This is a genomic window from Novosphingobium sp. BF6 (genome assembly GCF_058273105.1).
Genome location: NZ_CM177776.1, coordinates 261,176 through 278,708, shown reverse-complemented (window position 1 = coordinate 278,708; position 17,533 = coordinate 261,176). Strand labels below are relative to the sequence as shown.

The window sequence follows — 17,533 nt, the reverse complement described above, 5'->3', positions numbered from 1 at the left end:
TCAGTCGGTCTCCCGTTCGACTTCACCCTGTTCGACTTCCCAGGGTGCCGGGCCTTCGGCTTCCAGATATTCGTCCTCATCTTCGCCGTAGGGCCAGACGATATGGTTTTCGAGCGGACCGGCGACTGTCTCGCTGATCGCCTTGCCCGCCACCGACATGCCCGCCTTGTGCACCGCCTCGCGGTCGCCGCAGACGAGGTAGTGCCATTCGGGCAGCGGATCGCCGTCGGCGCGGAGGCGATAGGCGCAGCTCGGCGGCAGCCAGGCAAGATTGCCCGCCGACTTCGGGGTGAGCTTCAGGCAATCCGGCACGAACTTGTGACGGCGGGGGTAATCGCTGCACTGCGCGGTCTTGAGGTTGAGCAGCTTGCAGGCGACGTTGGTGTGGTAGATTTCGCCGGTATCGGCATCTTCCACTTTGTGCAGGCAGCACTGGCCGCAGCCGTCGCAGAGCGCTTCCCACTCCTCGCGGTTCAGCGTCTCGATCGGGCGTTCCCAGAAGGGCTTGGTCCCGGAAGGTTTGACTGCGTTCACTTCACCCACTTCGCCAGTTCGGCCGAAACCGCTTCCGGTCCCTTGTCGACCGGCAGCATCGCGATCGGCTTGCCGTCCGGGTCCATCAGGTAGGCAATGCGGCTGTGGTCCATCAGATAGCCGCCCGGAGTCGATTCGCCCTTCTTGTAGTACACGGCAAAGGCGCCTGCCGCCTGCTTGATCTGCGCAGGCGTGCCGGTGAGGCCGTAGAGACGCGGGCCGAAGGCGGCGGTCCATTCACCGACGACTTCGCGGGTGTCGCGCTCGGGGTCGATGGTGATGAAGATCGGCTGCACTTTCGCGGCCTCGGCGGCATGGGCCTTCTCGAACAGCGCGAACCCGCGCATCATCGCCTGGACATCCATCGGGCACGCATCCGGGCAGAAGGTATAGCCGAAGTAGACGACCCGCCACTTGCCCTTGAACGTGTCCCAGGTAACGGCCTTGCCGTCCTTGTCGCTGAGGGTGAAAGGCCCGCCGATCTGCGCGCCTTCCAGCGGCGGCGCTTCGGTGGCGCTCTGCTGGCAGGCGGCAAGGGTAACGCTCAGCGAGAGAGCGAGTGCGATCGGTGCAATGCGGCGCAGCAGGTATGTCATGGCGCCGCGCTTCATGCTCTGCTAGAGCCTGCGGTGCAAGGGTGCGATGCCGGAAGGGAAGGCCGGTTTTCACGGCCCCTCTGTCTGTCTGGAGGTAATGAAGGTGTCGAAGACCATGTCGCAGCGCTCGCGCGGAATCCTGAAAGCGGGTCCTGTCAGGGCCGTGCTGGCCGCATTCGCGGCAAGCGTGCTGTTCGCTTCCCCGGCGCACGCCGATTTCTCCGACGGCTACAAGTTCCTGGAATCTGTGAAGAAGAAGGAAGGCGAGAAAGTCGAGCAGGCGCTCAGCGAAAACAGCCAGATCGTCAATGCCAAGGACGTGTCCACCGGCGAGACCGCGCTGCTGATCGTCACCAATCGCCGCGATGCCACCTGGCTGGGCTTCCTCATCGGCAAGGGCGCCAATGTCAACGCCGCCGACGATCGCGGGCGCACGCCGCTCGCTGTCGCGGTCAGCCTGGGCTGGCGCGAGGGCGTGACGCTGCTGCTGGAGCAGAAGGCGAATCCAGACACCTCGAACGACGCCGGTGAAACGCCGCTGATCTTCGCGGTCCACCGCAAGGATGCGGACATGGTGAAGGCGCTGCTCGAAGCCGGCGCCAACCCCAACCGCGCCGACAATTCCGGCCGCAACGCGCGCGACTACGCGGCGCTGGAAGCGCGCGGCAGCTCGCTCGCCAACCTCGTCGAGGAATATGCGAAGAAGAACGCGGGCAAGGCCAAGGCGATCTACGGCCCGACGTTTTGAGAACCATGATGGAACAGCCGGAAACTCTTGAGGCGCTGCGCCGTCAGCTCGCCCCCGCCATTGCCGACGCCGCCGTGTTCGATGGCTGGACGATGGACGCGGTGCGCCAGGCCGCCGCGATGGCCGACATCGACACCGCGCTTGCCGAATTCGCATTCCGCGACGGGCAGATGGCGATGATCGCCGCCTGGGTCAGCCATGTCGACGAGCAGATGGAGCGCACCACCCCGGCTTCCTCGCTGGCGGGCGTGTCCATCCGCGAGCGTATCCGCCGCCTGGTGATGGCGCGGCTCGATGCCGTTGCGGGCCGCGAGGAAGCGCTGAACCGGGCGCTGACGATCATGGCGATGCCGCAGAACCTGCGCACGTCGCTGCGGCTCGGCTGGCACAGCGCCGATGCCATGTGGCGCCTGGCGGGCGATACTGCGACCGACTACAACCACTATACCAAGCGCACGATCCTGGGCGGCATCTACGCCGCCACGCTGCGGGTCTTCGCTTCCGACAAGAGCGAGGACAAGGCCGAGACTCGTGCCTTCCTCGACCGCCGGATCGAGGGGATCATCCGCTTCGAGAAGACCAAGGCGCAGTTCCTCCGCGCGCCGGAAGAACGGATCAGCCTGGTGCGCCTGCTGGGTCGGCTGCGTTACCCCGCGCGCTGATCTGAGGTTTCGTCGTCAGAAACCCCTTCGTCATTGCGAGCGTAGCGAAGCAATCCAGAGCGGCTCTGCAAGGACTCTGGATTGCTTCGCTACGCTCGCAATGACGAGACTGTAAGGAAGCGATGCTTCCGCAGACGGCGCTGCCGATGCGATCCGATCGAAGTCAGGTTCGTTAGTTATTGCGAACAAGTTGCAATCGCTGCGCCGATCTGGCAGCGGAGCCGCATGACTCTCGATCTGCTCCCCATCGACCAGCGCGCTCGAATCGTCGCAGTGGACTGGAATGCCCTTGTTCCCGAAGAAGCCAAGCGCCTGCGCGCACTCGGACTGGAGGAAGGGGCGACCGTTTCCGTGGCGCATCGCGGAGTCGCGGGGGGCAGGGATCCTATCGCCATCGCCATCGGCCGCATGACCATCGCCGTGCGCCGGGCCCATGCCCATGCCATGGAGGTCTCGCCGCTATGAGCCGCCAGCGCAAGATCGCCCTCGTCGGCAACCCCAATGCGGGCAAGAGCGCGCTGTTCAATGCGCTGACCGGCGCGCGCCAGAAGATCGCCAACTATCCGGGCGTCACCGTGGAGCGCAAGTCGGGCCGCATGGTCCTGCCGACCGGCGAGCCGGTGGAAATGACCGACCTTCCCGGCGCCTACGGTCTCGACGCCACCAGCCCGGACGAGGAAGTGACCTCCAAGGTCATCGCCGGAAAGTTCGCCGGGGAGGCCGAACCGGACGTCCTCGTCATCGTCCTCGATGCCTCCAACCTCGAACAGCACCTCGTCTTCGCGCAGGAACTGCTGGCGCTGGGCAAGCCTTCGGTGGTGGCGCTCAACATGGTCGATCTGGCCGAACGCGACGGGCTGGTGCTCGACGCCGCGGTGCTGGAAGAGGAACTCGGCGTGAAGGTCGTGCCGACCGTCGCGGTGCGTCGCCGCGGCCTCGTCGAACTGGGCGAGGCGATCGCTTCCGCCGAAAGCCGCCATGCCGGGCCGGGCCTTACCGACCTCGGGCCGACCGAGCGCCGCGTCGCCGCCCATGCCATGGCCAATGCCGCGATCCTCTCGGAATCGAAACAGCACCGGTTGCACGCGCGGCTCGACAGTGTCCTGCTGAACCCCTGGCTCGGGCCGATCATTCTTTTCGCCTTCCTCTTCGTGGTGTTCCAGGCGGTCTTCGCCTGGGCAACCCCGCTGATGGACGGGCTGGATGCGGGCGCGGGCTGGCTGCACGACACCGTAAAGGGCGCGATGGCGCCCGGCCTCGTGCGCGACCTGCTGACGGACGGGGTGATCTCGGGTGTTGGCTCGGTCGTGGTGTTCCTGCCGCAGATCGTCATCCTCTTCGCCTTCATCCTGGCGATGGAAGCCTCGGGCTACATGGCTCGCGCGGCGTTCCTGATGGATCGGCTGATGGCCTATGTCGGGCTTTCGGGGCGCAGCTTCATTCCGCTGCTCTCCAGCTTCGCCTGTGCCATTCCCGGCATCATGGCGACCCGCTCGATCACCGATCCCAAGGACCGGCTGACGACGATCCTGATCGCCCCGCTGATGACCTGTTCGGCGCGCCTGCCGGTCTATGCCGTCATCATCGGCGCCTTCATCCCCAATACCAACCTTGGCTGGGGGATCGGGCTTCAGGGCGTGGTGCTGTTCGGCCTCTATGTGGCGGGCATCGTCGGGGCCATGGTGGTGGCACTGCTGCTGCGCAGTTCGATCACCAAGGGCGCGGCTTCGGGCTTCATCATGGAGATGCCGAAGTACCAGTTGCCCCGGCTCAAGGACATGGCGATCGGGCTGTGGCAGCGGGCCTGGATCTTCCTGCGCCGCGCCGGCACGATCATCTTCACCGTCACCGTGGTGCTCTGGATCCTGCTCAACTTCCCGCAGGCCAAACCGGGCGAAAGCCAGGTCGATGCCTCGATCGCGGGCAAGCTGGCGAATGGCCTTGCCGTCGTGGTCGAGCCGATCGGCTTCAATCGCGACATGGCGCTGGCGCTGATCCCGGCCATGGCCGCGCGCGAAGTGGCGGTCTCCTCGCTGGCTACGACCTATGCCGTCGATGCCGGCGACGACGAGGACGCGCAGGCCGTGGAACTGGGCGACCGTCTGAAAGGCCGCTGGACCCTGCCGATGGCGCTGGCGTTCCTGGCCTGGTTCGTCTTCGCGCCGCAGTGCATGTCGACCATCGCCGTCACCCGCCGCGAGACCAACGGCTGGAAGTGGCCGGTCTTCATGCTCGCCTACCTCTTCGGCCTTGCCTATGTGGCGGCGGGTGTGACTTACTGGATCGCGGTCGAGGCTGGGTTGTAGACAACCCGCTTCGACGGACTCGCGCGGGGACGCCCCATTCGCTAACCCGTTCGCCGAATTTATACAGGAAAGCGATTCCCTCATGGCAGGCAGCGTCAACAAGGTCATTCTGATCGGCAACCTCGGAGCCGATCCCGAAGTGAAGTCGTTCCAGAACGGCGGGCGCATTGCCAATCTGCGCATCGCCACCTCGGAAAACTGGAAGGACCGCGCCACCGGCGAGCGCAAGGAGCGCACCGAGTGGCACTCCGTCGTGATCCAGAGCGAAGGCCTGGTCGGCGTGGTCGAGCGGTTCCTGCGCAAGGGTTCGAAGATCTACATCGAAGGCCAGCTGCGCACCCGCAAGTGGCAGGACCAGAACGGTAACGATCGCTACACCACCGAAGTTTCGGTTGGCGGCATCGGCGGCGTGCTGACCATGCTCGACGGCGCCCAGGGCGGCAGCGGCGGTGGTGGTGCACGTGGCGGTTCCGGCGGCGGCTGGAACGAAGGCGGCTCTTCGGGCGGCGGCTACGGCGGCGGCCGTTCGGGCGGTTCGCCGGCCGGTTCCTCCGGTGGCGACGACTGGGGCCGGAGCGGCGGCTCGTCCTCGGGCGGTTCGTCCGGCGGCAGCGACTGGGGCCGCACGAGCAGCAGCGGCGGCGGTTTCGGTGACGATCTGGACGACGATATCCCGTTCTAAGGCGCACCTTGCAGCGCATCTGTGGTTTGAGGGTCCGTTTCCGAGAGGGAACGGGCCTTTTTTCCTATCGACACTTTCCTTCTGGGGCTTCCCGGAAGACAGAAGCGATCACGCCCCCGACCGACATCCGAGAATCTGCCAGCACTCGCAAGTACCGGTCCCGAGGCGAAGCAGGTGCAAGTTCTTTCGGTCGTCCTCAGGCCGTACACCTGACAGCGAACGTCTTGTGTTCGCCGGAATGGGCGCGCAGGCTGCCAAATTGAAGCTTGCGCAATGGCCGTTTCGTCGGACATCAATCGTCACAAACGAGCCAATCGCTTGTGATCGAAGATGACCATCTCCCGGTCCGTTCGCGCAAATCAACGAGGAGAATTCTCATGGCGACAAGCGGTATGCTTCCAGCTCAGCCGACACCGGACGAGGCGCTGCAGCGGCTGATCGAAGGCAACGACTCTTTCGTGGCTGACCGGCCTGCGGAATCCGACATATCGCGTGAGCGCCGCCTGGCGCTTGCGGAGGGGCAGCAGCCTTTCGCGACCCTGGTGGGGTGTTCGGATTCGCGCGTCGGCCCCGAACAATTGTTCGGCGCAGGACTCGGTGAACTGTTCATCGTGCGAACCGCCGGCAACAACGTGGACGCTGCGGGGATGGGGTCCATCGAGTACTCCGTGGCCGTCCTGAAAGTGCCGCTGATCGTCGTCCTGGGCCATGAAAAGTGCGGAGCCGTCGCGGCGGCGGCAGACGTGGTCACGAAGGACGTCCGCTTTCCCGGCAGCATCGGCCGCATGGTGGAGCCCATCATTCCGGCCGTCCTCGCGGCGCAGCGCAATGCCGGAGAAGAAAAGCTGGTCGACGCGGCCATCGAAGAGAACGTTCGGCGCATGGTCGAACGCTTGCAGACCTATTCCGAACCGATGCTGCTCGATCCGCAGGCGAGCGGCGAGTTGAAGGTTGTCGGCGCAGTCTACGAGCTTGCCACGGGCCGGGTTCGCTGGCTCTGAAGTAATTCTCCATGCAGGGATGCGCGGCCGGTTGGCCGCGCATCCCCGTCAGGTTCATGATGCGTTTTCGGCCACCCGCGTACTGGCAGGGTGAAGCTCACCGTCGTGCCCGGCCCTTGCGAGGTCGAGACCCAGATTTCGCCGCCATGGGCTTCGACGATGTTGCGGCACACCGCCAGACCCACCCCGACATTGCCGGACTTCGTGGTGAAAAGGGGTTCGAATATGCGGTCGGCGATATCCGGTGCGATCCCGTTGCCTTGATCGGCGATGGAGACGACCACTTGCGCATTGTCTCCCATCCCAGCGGAAAGCCTGATCGGGGCGAACTGTTCGGCGTCCTGATGCGCGTCCATGGCATTGAGAAGGAGATTGAGCACGACCTGCTGCAGTTCGATGCGGTCGGCCGTGACTTGGGGAATGTCGGCGATATCGACGTGCAGGCTTAGGCCGCGCTTCGAAAGTTCCCCCTCGAGCTGCGTCATGACATGCGCCACCACGTCCGAAAGGGTCACCATTTCGCGTTCGCTTTCCCGCTTTTCGGCAAAGTCGCGCGCCTGCCGGATCATCTCGGCGGAGCGCGATGCCGCGATCAGCATGCGTTCGATGTCAGCCCTGAGGTCGGCGCATTCATGGTTGCTCTCTGACAGTCTGGTCAGTGCCGCACGACCGCTGAAGAGAATGCTGGTCAACGGCTGGCTCACCGCATCGGTCACGCTGCGCGCGAGATGGACCATGCTCATGTCGCGCGACGCCTGTTCGAGCCGGCGGCGGGCGAGGCTCAAGTCGGATTCTTCGCGCCGATAGCGGGATATCTCCATGACGCTCATCACGACGGGGGCAAGCGGCTCGCCGGATGCAGGAAAGGACAGCGAGAGATGGAACCATGCCACTTCATCGCCGAACGCGATCCGCACATCGTGGTCGAACCCGGGGCGGCCCGCAAGACGGGCCTGAACCGCGCCTGCCATCGCGCTGCCGTCCATCGGCAAGACCAGTTCCGCATCGCAGGCTTGCGTCAGGATCGCGAGCCGTTCCATCATTTCGTGCGCCCTGCGGTTGCAGGAAATCAGAGCCGATCGTGGAACGACGCGCAAGGTCGTTGTAGCCAGCGCCGTGTCGGCGAAAAAGAGCGCGGGATCCAGTTCCCAGATCGCCGTGCAGATCCGGTCAAGCATTCCGCTTCTCGCCCTGTCCGGGAACGGCGGATCTGTAACCGATGTGCAGTGAGATGCGGTGGAACGGCGAATGGGGCACGGTGGTTTCCGGTTTGGAGGAGGCCGACAGCTATCCGACGATAGTCGTCATCCTGTATTGGACGATTCTGCGGTTCCGAAACGAAGCCCGTGCGGCACTGACCGTCGATCGCCCTGCAATGGACAGTTCCGTTCTCCGCCTGATTCCGCATCGGTTCCGTGACAAGATGCGGCTTATCTACAAGCGATGGCAGGGTCGGCGCCTCACTTGTCATGCATGGACAGGAAACGCCCCGATGGAATTCGCGAGTACGACGAACCAGCAGGTGGTTGGGACGCGCTGAAGGCCGTCGCGATCGCGCTGAAGCGGGAGCAGATCGTCGCTCAGGGAACCCGCACGCTGCTGAAGAACAATCAGCCGGACGGGTTCGACTGTCCGGGCTGCGCCTGGCCTGATCCCAAGCATACCTCGGCCTTCGAGTTCTGCGAAAACGGTGCCAAGGCCGTCACCTGGGAATCGACCGCCAAGCGGGTTCTGCCCGAATTTTTCGCCGAGCACAGCGTCTCGCAGCTATGGGAAATGCCCGATCACTGGCTGGAAGGGCAGGGGCGCCTCACTCATCCTCTGCGCTACAACGCCGAGACCGACCATTACGAGGCGGTCGAGTGGGACGAGGCGATCACGGATATCGCCGCGCGCCTGAACGCGCTGGACCGCCCCGACCAGGCTGAATTCTACACTTCCGGTCGCGCCTCGAACGAGGCGGCCTTCCTGTTCCAGCTGTTCGCGCGCGGGTATGGGACCAACAACTTCCCCGACTGCTCGAACATGTGCCACGAGCCGACCTCGGTGGGCCTGCCGCGCTCGATCGGCATCGGCAAGGGCACGGTCACGCTCGAAGACTTCGACCACTGCGATTTCATCCTTTCGATCGGACACAATCCCGGCACCAATCACCCGCGGATGATGACCTCGCTGCATGCGGCGTCGCGGCGCGGGGCGACGATCGTGGTGATGAACCCGTTCAAGGAACGGGCGCTCCAGCGCTTCCAGGCGCCGCAGGAGCCGCTCGAAATGGCGACGATGACATCCACGCCGATCGCCTCGACCTACTTCCAGGTCAAGGTCGGCGGCGATGCGGCGGCGCTCAAGGGCATCTGCAAGGCGCTGGTGGCGATGGACCGCGAGGAAGTGGCCGAGGACGGCGCGAGGGTGCTCGATCACGATTTCATCGCCGGGCACACCGCCGGGTTCGATGCTTTCGTGCGCGACCTCGACGCCGCGCTGTGGAAGGATATCGAGGCATCGAGCGGACTGTCCCGCGCCGATCTGGAAAGCGTCGCGCGGGCCTATGCGCGTTCGACGGCAGCGATCGTCTGCTACGGCATGGGCATCACCCAGCACCGCACCGGCACCGCGAACGTGCAGCAGATCGCCAACCTCCTGCTCCTGCGCGGCAACATGGGACGGGTCGGCGCGGGGATCTGCCCGCTGCGCGGCCATTCCAACGTCCAGGGCAACCGGACGGTCGGCATCACCGAACTGCCGTCACCGGCCCTGCTGGAGGGCATCCGGCGCACGTTCGGTTTCGAGCCGCCCGTGAACGACGGCCATTCGGTGGTCCATGCCATCGCCGCCATGCGCGACGGCGCTTCGAAGGCGATCATCTGCCTCGGCGGCAATCTGGCCGTGGCCGCGCCGGACCCCCATGCCTGTTTCGCCGCCTTCCGCAATCTCGATCTGGCCGTATCGATGGCGACCAAGCTCAACCGCACGCACCTGTTAACCGGAAAGGCGACCTACATCCTGCCGGTACTCGGACGCAGCGATGCCGATATCCAGGCGACCGGCATCCAGTCGATCACCGTCGAGGATTCGATGTCGATGGTCCATGCCTCGCGCGGTTTCCTGAACCCGCCTTCGGGCGAACTGCGCTCGGAGCCGTGGATCATCGGCAAGCTCGCGCAGGCGACGCTGGGCGACAGGGTGCCGGTCGACTGGGACGCGCTGATCGGCGACTATGCCCTGATCCGCGACAAGATCGAGGGCGTGTTCCCGGACTTCGCCGGCTACAATGCCCGGATCAGGCAGCCGGGCGGGTTCCAGCTGGTCAATTCGGCGGCGATGCGAATCTGGAAGACGCCGACCGGCAAGGCCAATTTCCTGCTCTTCGACCATCTGGAGGAAGACCTGGCAGCCGAGGACCGCGATGTCCTGCGGCTGGCCAGCATGCGCTCGCACGACCAGTACAACACGACGATCTACAGTCTCGACGACCGCTATCGCGGCGTCTTCGGACGGCGCGACGTGCTGTTCCTCAATGAACGCGACATGGCGCGGCTGGGCTTTGCCGAAGGCGATCTGGTCAATGTCGAGGCGGCGCTTAAGTTCGCGCGCCCGGACCGCATCGTCCGCGCGCTGACGGTCGTGCGCTACGACCTGCCCGACGGCTGCTGCGGGGCCTATTATCCCGAGACCCAGCCGCTCATTGCGCTGGAGCATCACGATCCCGACTGCCTGACGCCGTCCTACAAGTCGATGCCGGTGCGCCTGCGCCGTGCCGGTCCGGAAGACGCGGCACGCAGCACGGTCGTGCGTGAGGGTCTCGTCGGCCGCGCCTCGAACGCCGCCGCATAGGAGCGCCTCTCGATGTCTGCCCTGATCCTTTCGCGCCTCCAGTTCGGCTTCACCATGGGATATCATATCCTCTGGCCCGCCTTCACCATCGGCCTGGCGTGGTTCATCGTCTTCCTCGGCATTGCCTGGCTGCGCACCGGCGATCCGGCCTATCGCCAGCTCCAGCGCTTCTGGATCCGCATCTTCTCGCTGGCCTTCGGCATGGGCGTGGTGACCGGGGTGGTGATTTCCTACCAGCTCGGACTCAACTGGTCGAACTATGCGCGCATGACGGCCGACGTGATCGGCCCGCTCTTCGTGCTGGAAGTGCTGACCGCCTTCTTCCTGGAGGCAGGCTTCGTCGGCGTCATGCTGTTCGGACAGGGCCGGGTCAGCGACCGGTTCCATCTCGCCGCCTGCGCCATCGTCGCGACCGGCACGGTGATCTCGGCATTCTGGATCATCAGCGCCAACAGCTGGATGCAGACCCCCACCGCTTTCACGATCGCGCCGGACGGCCGCTTCGTCGCCACCAGCTTCTGGGGCGTCGTGTTCAATCCGTCGATGCCGTTCCGACTGGCGCATATGCTGACCGCCAGCTTCGTGACGGGATCGTTCGTCGTGGCAGGCGTCTCGGCATTCTGGCTTTGGCGCGGGCGCGAGGAGGAGCAGAACGCGGCGCGGGCCTGCTTCTCGCTGGCGCTGTGGCTGGCGGTCGTGCTGGTGCCGCTGCAGATGGTCCTCGGCGACCAGCAGGGTCTCAATACGCGCCAGTACCAGCCGATGAAGCTGGCCGCGATCGAGGGGCGCTGGGAAACGATGTCGCGCGCGCCGATCAACCTGATCGCCTGGCCGGACCAGAAGGCGCAGAAGAACGATTTCGCTCTCGAAGTGCCGCTGCTCGGCAGCATCATCCTCACCCATTCGCTCGACGGCACGATCAAGGGCCTGAAGGACGTTCCGCCCGGTGAGCAGCCGCCGGTGCTGCCGGTGTTCTTTGCCTTTCGCGTGATGGTCGGCTGCGGCATGGCCATGCTGGCGATTGCCGTGACCGGGCTGGTGCTGCGATTGCGGCGGCGTCTCTTCGCCTCGCGGCGCTTCCTGCTGGTCTGCATGGCAGGCGTGCCGCTGGGCTTCATTGCCACGATCGCGGGCTGGATGGTGACCGAAATCGGACGGCAGCCTTATGTGGTCTACGGCTTCCTGCGGACTTCCGACGCGGTTTCGCCGGTGGCAGGCGGCGCCGTCGCCACCTCGCTTGGTATCGCGCTGCTGCTCTACAATCTGCTGCTGCTGGGCTTCTTCTTCTACGCCGGGCGCATGGTGTTCAAGGGCCCGGCCAGTCCCGGCCCGGTCGCGCTCGTCGGGCGCAAGGCCGGGGCGATCGGCCTGACTTCGCCCCGGAAGGATGCGGACCAATGAGCTGGATCGATTTTCCGACGTTCTTCGCCTGCGCCGCAGGGGTGGTGATCGCGCTCTACGTCACGCTGGACGGCTTCGATCTCGGCGTCGGCATTCTCTTCCCCTTTGCGCCGCGCACGAGCGACCGCGACGTGATGATGCGCTCGCTCGCCCCCATGTGGGACGGCAACGAGACCTGGCTGGTGCTGGGCGGCATGGTGCTGCTGGCGGGCTTTCCCGTCGCCTTCTCGATCCTGCTTCCGGCGTTCTACGTGCCGCTGGCGCTGATGTTGCTGGGGCTGGTGCTGCGCGGCGTGGCGTTCGAGTTCCGCGCGCAGGAAGGGTTCCTCGAACTCGTCTGGTCGATCGCCTTCACTGCCGGCTCCGTGCTGGCCGCGTTCTGCCAGGGCGCCGTGCTCGGTGCCTTCATTGGCGGTGATATCCGGGTGACGGACGCGCATTTCTCGGGCGGACCGTTCGACTGGCTCGGACTGTTCTCCTGCCTGACAGGCCTTGGCGTCGTCGCCGGCTATGCGCTGCTGGGCGCGGGCTGGCTGATCTGGCGCACCGAGGGCAATACCCAGATCTTCGCGCGCGAGATCGCCCGTCCGGCACTGCTGGCGACCGGCGCCGCCATCGCGCTGGTCAGCATCTGGACGCCGATCATGTTCCCCCACGTTGCGGCGCGCTGGTTCGCGTGGCCCTCCGCCCTGCTGCTGGTACCGCTGCCGATCGCGGCCGTCCTTGCCTGGCTTGCCGTGTGGCGCGGGTTGTGGGGCGAGCGGCAATGGCTGCCCTTCGCGGCGAGCATCGTAATGTTCGTCGTTTCCCTCGCCGGGATCGGGGCGAGCATTTGGCCCGACGCGATCCCCGGCGTGATGACGATCCGGCAAGGCGTCTCCGCACCGCGCACCCAGGCCATCGTGGCGGGCGCGGTAGTCGTGATCGTGCCGGTGATCCTGGCCTATGTGAGCTACAGCTACTGGGTGTTCCGGGGCAAGATCGGCCCGCGCGAGACGCTCTGAGAACTGGGCGGCTATACGAAAGTCCAGTTCCGGTGATGCTCGCGCATGGCTCGCCGAATGGAATGTCCTGCTCACATGGAAGCTTGTCGGTTCGCACCGACCGTCAACCAAGAGCCAAGGACAGCTTCGATATGCCCACCATCACAGTCGCCGACGGCACCGAAATCTTCTACAAGGACTGGGGTCCGAAGGACGCGCAGCCGATCGTGTTCCACCACGGCTGGCCGCTCTCGTCGGACGACTGGGACGCCCAGATGCTCTACTTCTTGGGCGAAGGTTTCCGCGTGATCGCCCATGACCGCCGCGGCCATGGCCGCTCGACCCAGACCGACACCGGCAACGACATGGATACCTATGTCGCCGACGTGATCGAACTCACCGATCATCTGGACCTCCGGAACGCCGTGCACATCGGCCATTCGACCGGCGGCGGCGAAGCCGCGCGCTATGTCGCCCGTGCCAAGCCGGGCCGCGTCGCCAAGGCGGTCCTGGCCGGAGCCGTGCCGCCGATCATGGTCCAGTCCGACACGAATCCGGGCGGCACCCCGCTCGCCGTGTTCGATGGTTTCCGCACCGCTCTCGCCGCCAACCGCGCGCAGTTCTACAACGACGTCGCGAGCGGGCCGTTCTACGGCTTCAACCTGCCCGGCGCCAAGGTCATCGAGGCGACCGTCCATAACTGGTGGCGGCAGGGCATGGCGGGCGGCGCCAAGGCCCATTACGACTGCATCGCGGTGTTCTCCGAAACCGACTTCACCGAAGACCTGAAGGCGATCGAAGTTCCTACCCTCGTCATGCACGGCGAGGCGGATCAGGTCGTGCCGATCGCCGACGCCGCGCTGCTCTCGATCAAGCTGCTGAAGCGCGGCGTGCTCAAGACCTACCCCGGCTATCCGCACGGCATGCTGACGATCCATGCGGACGTGCTCAATCCGGAAATCCTGGCCTTCATCAAGGACTGACGCGGATCTGCGATGGCGGGGAGGGGGCTGCCTTCTCCGCCATCCTAAACCATGGAAGGGGTGCTATATACGACCGAATATATTTATCCCTCTACGGACATCGGCCAAGACAGCCGCCGTACAGGGAAATATGGGCTCTATCATGAAATCGCACCTGCTTCGTTCGACCGCGTTCACTCTCGCGGTGGCGACCATCGGTCTGGCATTTCCGGCTCAGGCTGCCGAAGCGGAACGGTCCGGATCGGCAGGGGAACCGGCGGAGCAAACGACAGGGGAGGGCCTGACCCCGATCGTCGTCTCCGCCCGCCGCCGCCTCGAAGATGCGCAGGACGTGCCCGCCGCAATCTCCGTCGTCAGCGGCGCGCTGCTGGACCGGTCCTACACGGTCAACACCAACCTGCTGAGCCAGCTCGTACCCAGCCTCAACTACAGCTCGGCGAACCCGCGCAACACCGCTTTCACCATTCGCGGTCTCGGTTCGAGCGTCGTCGCGGTGAGTCAGGCGAACGACGGGCTCGAACCCGGCGTCGGCTTCTACATCGATCAGGTCTACCACGCCCGCCCGGCGACCGCCGCCTTCGACTTCTCGGACATCGACCAGATCGAAGTGCTGCGCGGCCCGCAGGGCACCCTGTTCGGCAAGAACACGACGGCGGGCGCGATCAACATCACCTCGCGCCTGCCGACTTTCACCCCCGAGGCAAGCGAGGAAATCTCGCTGGGCGAGAACCGTTTCGTGCAGGTCAAGGCCTCGGGTTCCGGCCCGATCACCGACACGCTCGCCTTCCGCATTTCCGGTCTCGTGACCCGGCGCGACGGCGTGATCCGCAACGTGGCGGACGGGCGCGACCACAATGGCATCGGCAACCAGGCGGTGCGCGGCCAGTTGCTCTTCGTTCCCACCGACAGCTTCAAGCTGCGCCTGACCGCAGATTTCACCCGCTTCCAGAGCGATTGCTGCACGCAGGTCTATCTGCGGGTCGGCCAGAGCCTGCGCAATCCCGCCCGCCAGTATCCCGCGCTTGCCGCCGGGCAGAACTACACCCCCGCCAGCACCAACCCCTACGACCGCGTGACCGATATCGACGGGCCGCTGAATGTCGATACAGAGGAAGGCGGCGTCTCGGCCATCATGGACTGGGACTTCGGCGCGGCAACGCTCACCTCGGTCAGTGCCTGGCGCTTCTGGAACTGGGATGCCGAGAACGACCGCGACTATACCGGCTTGCCGATCCAGATGTCGCAGCACATCCCCTCGCGGCAGGACCAGTTCAGCCAGGAACTGCGCCTCGCCTCGAACGGCGACACGCGGCTCAGCTACGTGCTCGGTCTCTATTACTTCCGCCAGAAGATCACCGGGCGCCCGATCAGCATCTACGGCCCGCTTGCCGCCTACTGGCTGATCGGCCCGACGACAGGCGCGAACAACACCCCGGTGCCGGGCAACCTGCTCGACGGCTACGGCACCGACGGGCGCACCCGCTTCGTGACCGACAGCTATGCCGCTTTCGGCGAACTCAACTACAAGCTGACCGACCGGCTGACCCTGACCGGCGGCCTGCGCTATACTTACGAGACCAAGGACGGCGACTATAGCAGCACCGTCTATGGCGGCCTCGCCACGACCAATACGGCGCTGATCAATGCCAAGCTCTCGGTCCTGCGACCGCAGAGCTATTCGGCGAGCGACAAGGACGGCAGCCTTTCCGGGCGCGCCAACCTGGCCTGGACCGTGACCGACGGCCTGATGGCTTACGCGGGCTATGCGCGGGGCTTCAAGTCGGGCGGCATCAACATGTCGGGCCTGCCGCTCGACAACACCAACCGGCCGGTGCTGTCCACCGCAGTCATCAAGCCGGAGAAGAACACGACCTACGAAGTGGGGCTGAAGTCGACGCTGCTGGACCGGCACCTGATCTTCAACCTGACCGGCTACTGGACCGACGTGACCGACTTCCAGGCCACCATCGTCGACAGCACGCAGACGGTGGCGCTGCGCGGCTATCTTTCGAACATTCCCAAAGTCACGGTCAAGGGCATCGAGGCCGATGCCACGGCGCTGCTGGCGCCGGGGCTGACGGTCCGCGCCTCGGGGTCCTATGCCCACGGCGAATACAGCGACTATCCGGCCGGCCCTTGCCCGCTGGAGCTGCAGAGCGCGGCGACGACCGCCTGTTCGCTGACCGGCCAGCGCCTGTCCGGCCTGCCGCGCTGGGCGGGGTCGCTCGGCATCGACTACATCCTGCCGGTTTCCGAGAGCGGCAGCCTGGTCCTGCACAGCGACACCAGCGCGCGCAGCGGCTATTACGGCGATCCCAGCCTTTCGCGCTACACCTGGGTCGGCGGCTATACCGTGACCAATGCCGTTGTCGGCTATCGCTCCGAGAACGGCTGGGAAGTGGATGTCTTCGCCCGCAACCTGTTCAACCGCAACTATATCCAGAACCTGACGATCCAGGCGGGCAACTCCGGCCTCATTCTGGGCACGCCGTCCGACCCGCAGATGTTCGGGATCACCTTCAAGGCCTGGCAATAGCAGCCCCAGCCCCAGCCCCTGCCTGTCTTCGGGCTGACACGGGCCGGTGGGATGCTATCCTCCCGGTCCGCCGAGTCGGCGAGGGGGGGAAGGCGAATGCAGGCGAGCGGTGGTATCGTTCTGATAGCTGCGGTCACGGTCTGCGCGGCCGCGATGCCTGCCCTTGCAGCGAGCCCCGATGAGGTCGCGGCGGTCCTGGAGCGCTGGGACCGCGACGACCACCCCGACTTGCGCGGCGTGGTCGTGCTGCGCGGGGGCAGGCGGATCGCGGAACGCTACTACAACCGCGCCGCGCCCGGCGAACTGCACGACATCCGCTCCGCCGGAAAGAGCGTGACGGCGCTCGTCACGGGGGTTGCGGTCGATCGCGGCGCGATCCACGCGCTCGGCGATCCGGTGTCGCGCTATTGGCCTGTCTTGGCAGGCAGTGCGATCGGCCCGGTGCCGCTGCGTGACGTGTTGACGATGCGCTCGGGCCTGGCCGCCTTCGACGAAGACCCCGCTTCCCCCGGCAACGAGGACCGGATGGATGCCGCGCCCGATCCTCTGGCCTTCGTGCGCGGCGTGCCTCGGGCGGACCCGCCGGGCACGCGCTATCGCTACAATTCGGTTACCGCCTATGTCGCGGGACTGGCCGTCGCCGGTGCGACGGGATCGACGATGGCCGAATTTGCGGGACGGCGCCTGTTCGCGCCGCTGGGGATCGCGCGGTGGCGCTGGGACGCCGATGCCGCAGGCATGACCAAGGGACAGGGCAATCTCCGGCTCACTGTCCGCGACCTTGCCGTGCTGGGCGAGATGGTGCGCAATCGCGGACGCTTCCGGGGCAGGCAGGTGGTCAGCGCGCGGTGGATCGCCGACATGACCGCGCCCCACGTGACCATCGCTGCCGACGATGCCTATGCCGACAGTTACGGATACTTCTGGTACGGCAAGACCCATCGCATCGGTGGAAGCGCCATCGACGTTTCCTTCGCCTCGGGGAACGGGGGCAACAAGATCTACGTCGTTCCCGCCTGCCGCCTTGTCGTTGCCATTACCTCTTCGGCCTATGGCAAAGGCTATGGCCAGCGCCGTTCCGAAGCGATCCTGAAGGCCCTGCTCGAAACCGAAACGGCGGCAGGCGGATGCCGGACCTCCTCTCGGAGGTAGAAGCGAACTCCCGGCGGAGGGGCGAAAAAATACGGGCGGAACGTCCGTATCTCCCGGAATTCCTCTAGAATCAGAACATCCCCCCGTTCGCGCCGATGCGATTTCTTCCGTCGGC

15 protein-coding genes are annotated in these 17,533 nt (G+C 65.6%); 12 read left to right on the top strand and 3 right to left on the bottom strand.

The window, feature by feature from the left end; translation table 11 throughout:
• Together AC4D6D_RS16760 and AC4D6D_RS16755 are read right to left on the bottom strand one after the other, a co-directional pair.
• Positions 1-543: a YcgN family cysteine cluster protein gene (locus tag AC4D6D_RS16760; protein WP_491328202.1), complete on the bottom strand. Its 543-nt coding sequence runs from the start codon at positions 541-543 to the stop codon at positions 1-3.
• Complete coding sequence (locus AC4D6D_RS16755) at positions 531-1,145, bottom strand: SCO family protein (RefSeq protein ID WP_491328201.1); 615 nt, start codon at positions 1,143-1,145, stop codon at positions 531-533. The genes AC4D6D_RS16760 and AC4D6D_RS16755 overlap by 13 nt, the downstream gene beginning before the upstream one ends.
• 100 nt (positions 1,146-1,245) lie before the next feature.
• Here AC4D6D_RS16755 and AC4D6D_RS16750 point away from each other — a divergent pair, with 100 nt between their 5' ends.
• From AC4D6D_RS16750 to AC4D6D_RS16725, 6 genes are all read left to right on the top strand, one after another.
• Positions 1,246-1,878 carry an ankyrin repeat domain-containing protein gene (locus AC4D6D_RS16750; protein WP_491328752.1) on the top strand — a complete coding sequence of 211 codons (633 nt, stop codon included), beginning with the start codon at positions 1,246-1,248 and terminating at the stop codon, positions 1,876-1,878.
• An 8-nt stretch (positions 1,879-1,886) separates the two neighbouring features.
• The gene (locus AC4D6D_RS16745; protein ID WP_491328751.1) at positions 1,887-2,540 is read left to right on the top strand and encodes a COQ9 family protein; all 654 of its coding nucleotides are present in this window, start codon (positions 1,887-1,889) and stop codon (positions 2,538-2,540) included.
• A 225-nt stretch (positions 2,541-2,765) separates the two neighbouring features.
• Positions 2,766-3,005, top strand: coding sequence for a FeoA family protein (locus AC4D6D_RS16740; RefSeq protein WP_147217665.1), 240 nt, complete (start codon positions 2,766-2,768; stop codon positions 3,003-3,005).
• On the top strand, positions 3,002-4,846 hold the full coding sequence (feoB, locus tag AC4D6D_RS16735; protein WP_491328200.1) for a ferrous iron transporter B: 1,845 nt from the start codon (positions 3,002-3,004) through the stop codon (positions 4,844-4,846). The genes AC4D6D_RS16740 and feoB overlap by 4 nt, the downstream gene beginning before the upstream one ends.
• An 82-nt stretch (positions 4,847-4,928) precedes the next feature.
• The gene (gene ssb / locus AC4D6D_RS16730; protein WP_491328199.1) at positions 4,929-5,528 is read left to right on the top strand and encodes a single-stranded DNA-binding protein; all 600 of its coding nucleotides are present in this window, start codon (positions 4,929-4,931) and stop codon (positions 5,526-5,528) included.
• A gap of 377 nt (positions 5,529-5,905) precedes the next feature.
• A complete protein-coding gene (locus AC4D6D_RS16725; protein WP_491328198.1) occupies positions 5,906-6,529 on the top strand; it encodes a carbonic anhydrase in 624 nt (207 codons plus the stop codon).
• Here AC4D6D_RS16725 and AC4D6D_RS16720 read toward each other — a convergent pair.
• Positions 6,493-7,707, bottom strand: coding sequence for a sensor histidine kinase (locus AC4D6D_RS16720; RefSeq protein ID WP_491328197.1), 1,215 nt, complete (start codon positions 7,705-7,707; stop codon positions 6,493-6,495). The two genes, AC4D6D_RS16725 and AC4D6D_RS16720, sit on opposite strands and share 37 nt — an antisense overlap.
• 295 nt (positions 7,708-8,002) lie before the next feature.
• Here AC4D6D_RS16720 and AC4D6D_RS16715 point away from each other — a divergent pair, with 295 nt between their 5' ends.
• The 6 genes from AC4D6D_RS16715 (at position 8,003) to AC4D6D_RS16690 (ending at position 17,418) form a co-directional block, all read left to right on the top strand.
• Positions 8,003-10,363 carry an FdhF/YdeP family oxidoreductase gene (locus AC4D6D_RS16715; protein ID WP_491328196.1) on the top strand — a complete coding sequence of 787 codons (2,361 nt, stop codon included), beginning with the start codon at positions 8,003-8,005 and terminating at the stop codon, positions 10,361-10,363.
• 12 nt (positions 10,364-10,375) lie between these two features.
• Entirely contained in the window at positions 10,376-11,764 is a 1,389-nt protein-coding gene (locus AC4D6D_RS16710) for a cytochrome ubiquinol oxidase subunit I (protein ID WP_491328195.1), read from the top strand.
• Positions 11,761-12,768, top strand: coding sequence for a cytochrome d ubiquinol oxidase subunit II (locus AC4D6D_RS16705; protein WP_491328194.1), 1,008 nt, complete (start codon positions 11,761-11,763; stop codon positions 12,766-12,768). Before AC4D6D_RS16710 ends, AC4D6D_RS16705 begins: the two co-directional genes overlap by 4 nt.
• A gap of 131 nt (positions 12,769-12,899) precedes the next feature.
• Positions 12,900-13,730 (top strand): alpha/beta fold hydrolase, encoded by an 831-nt coding sequence (locus tag AC4D6D_RS16700; RefSeq protein ID WP_147217647.1) that lies wholly within the window; start codon positions 12,900-12,902, stop codon positions 13,728-13,730.
• 142 nt (positions 13,731-13,872) lie between these two features.
• Positions 13,873-16,266, top strand: a complete 2,394-nt coding sequence (locus tag AC4D6D_RS16695; RefSeq protein WP_491328193.1) for a TonB-dependent receptor — start codon at positions 13,873-13,875, stop codon at positions 16,264-16,266.
• Positions 16,267-16,362: 96 nt separating this feature from the next.
• Positions 16,363-17,418 carry a serine hydrolase domain-containing protein gene (locus AC4D6D_RS16690; protein WP_491328192.1) on the top strand — a complete coding sequence of 352 codons (1,056 nt, stop codon included), beginning with the start codon at positions 16,363-16,365 and terminating at the stop codon, positions 17,416-17,418.
• Positions 17,419-17,533 lie beyond the last annotated feature (115 nt).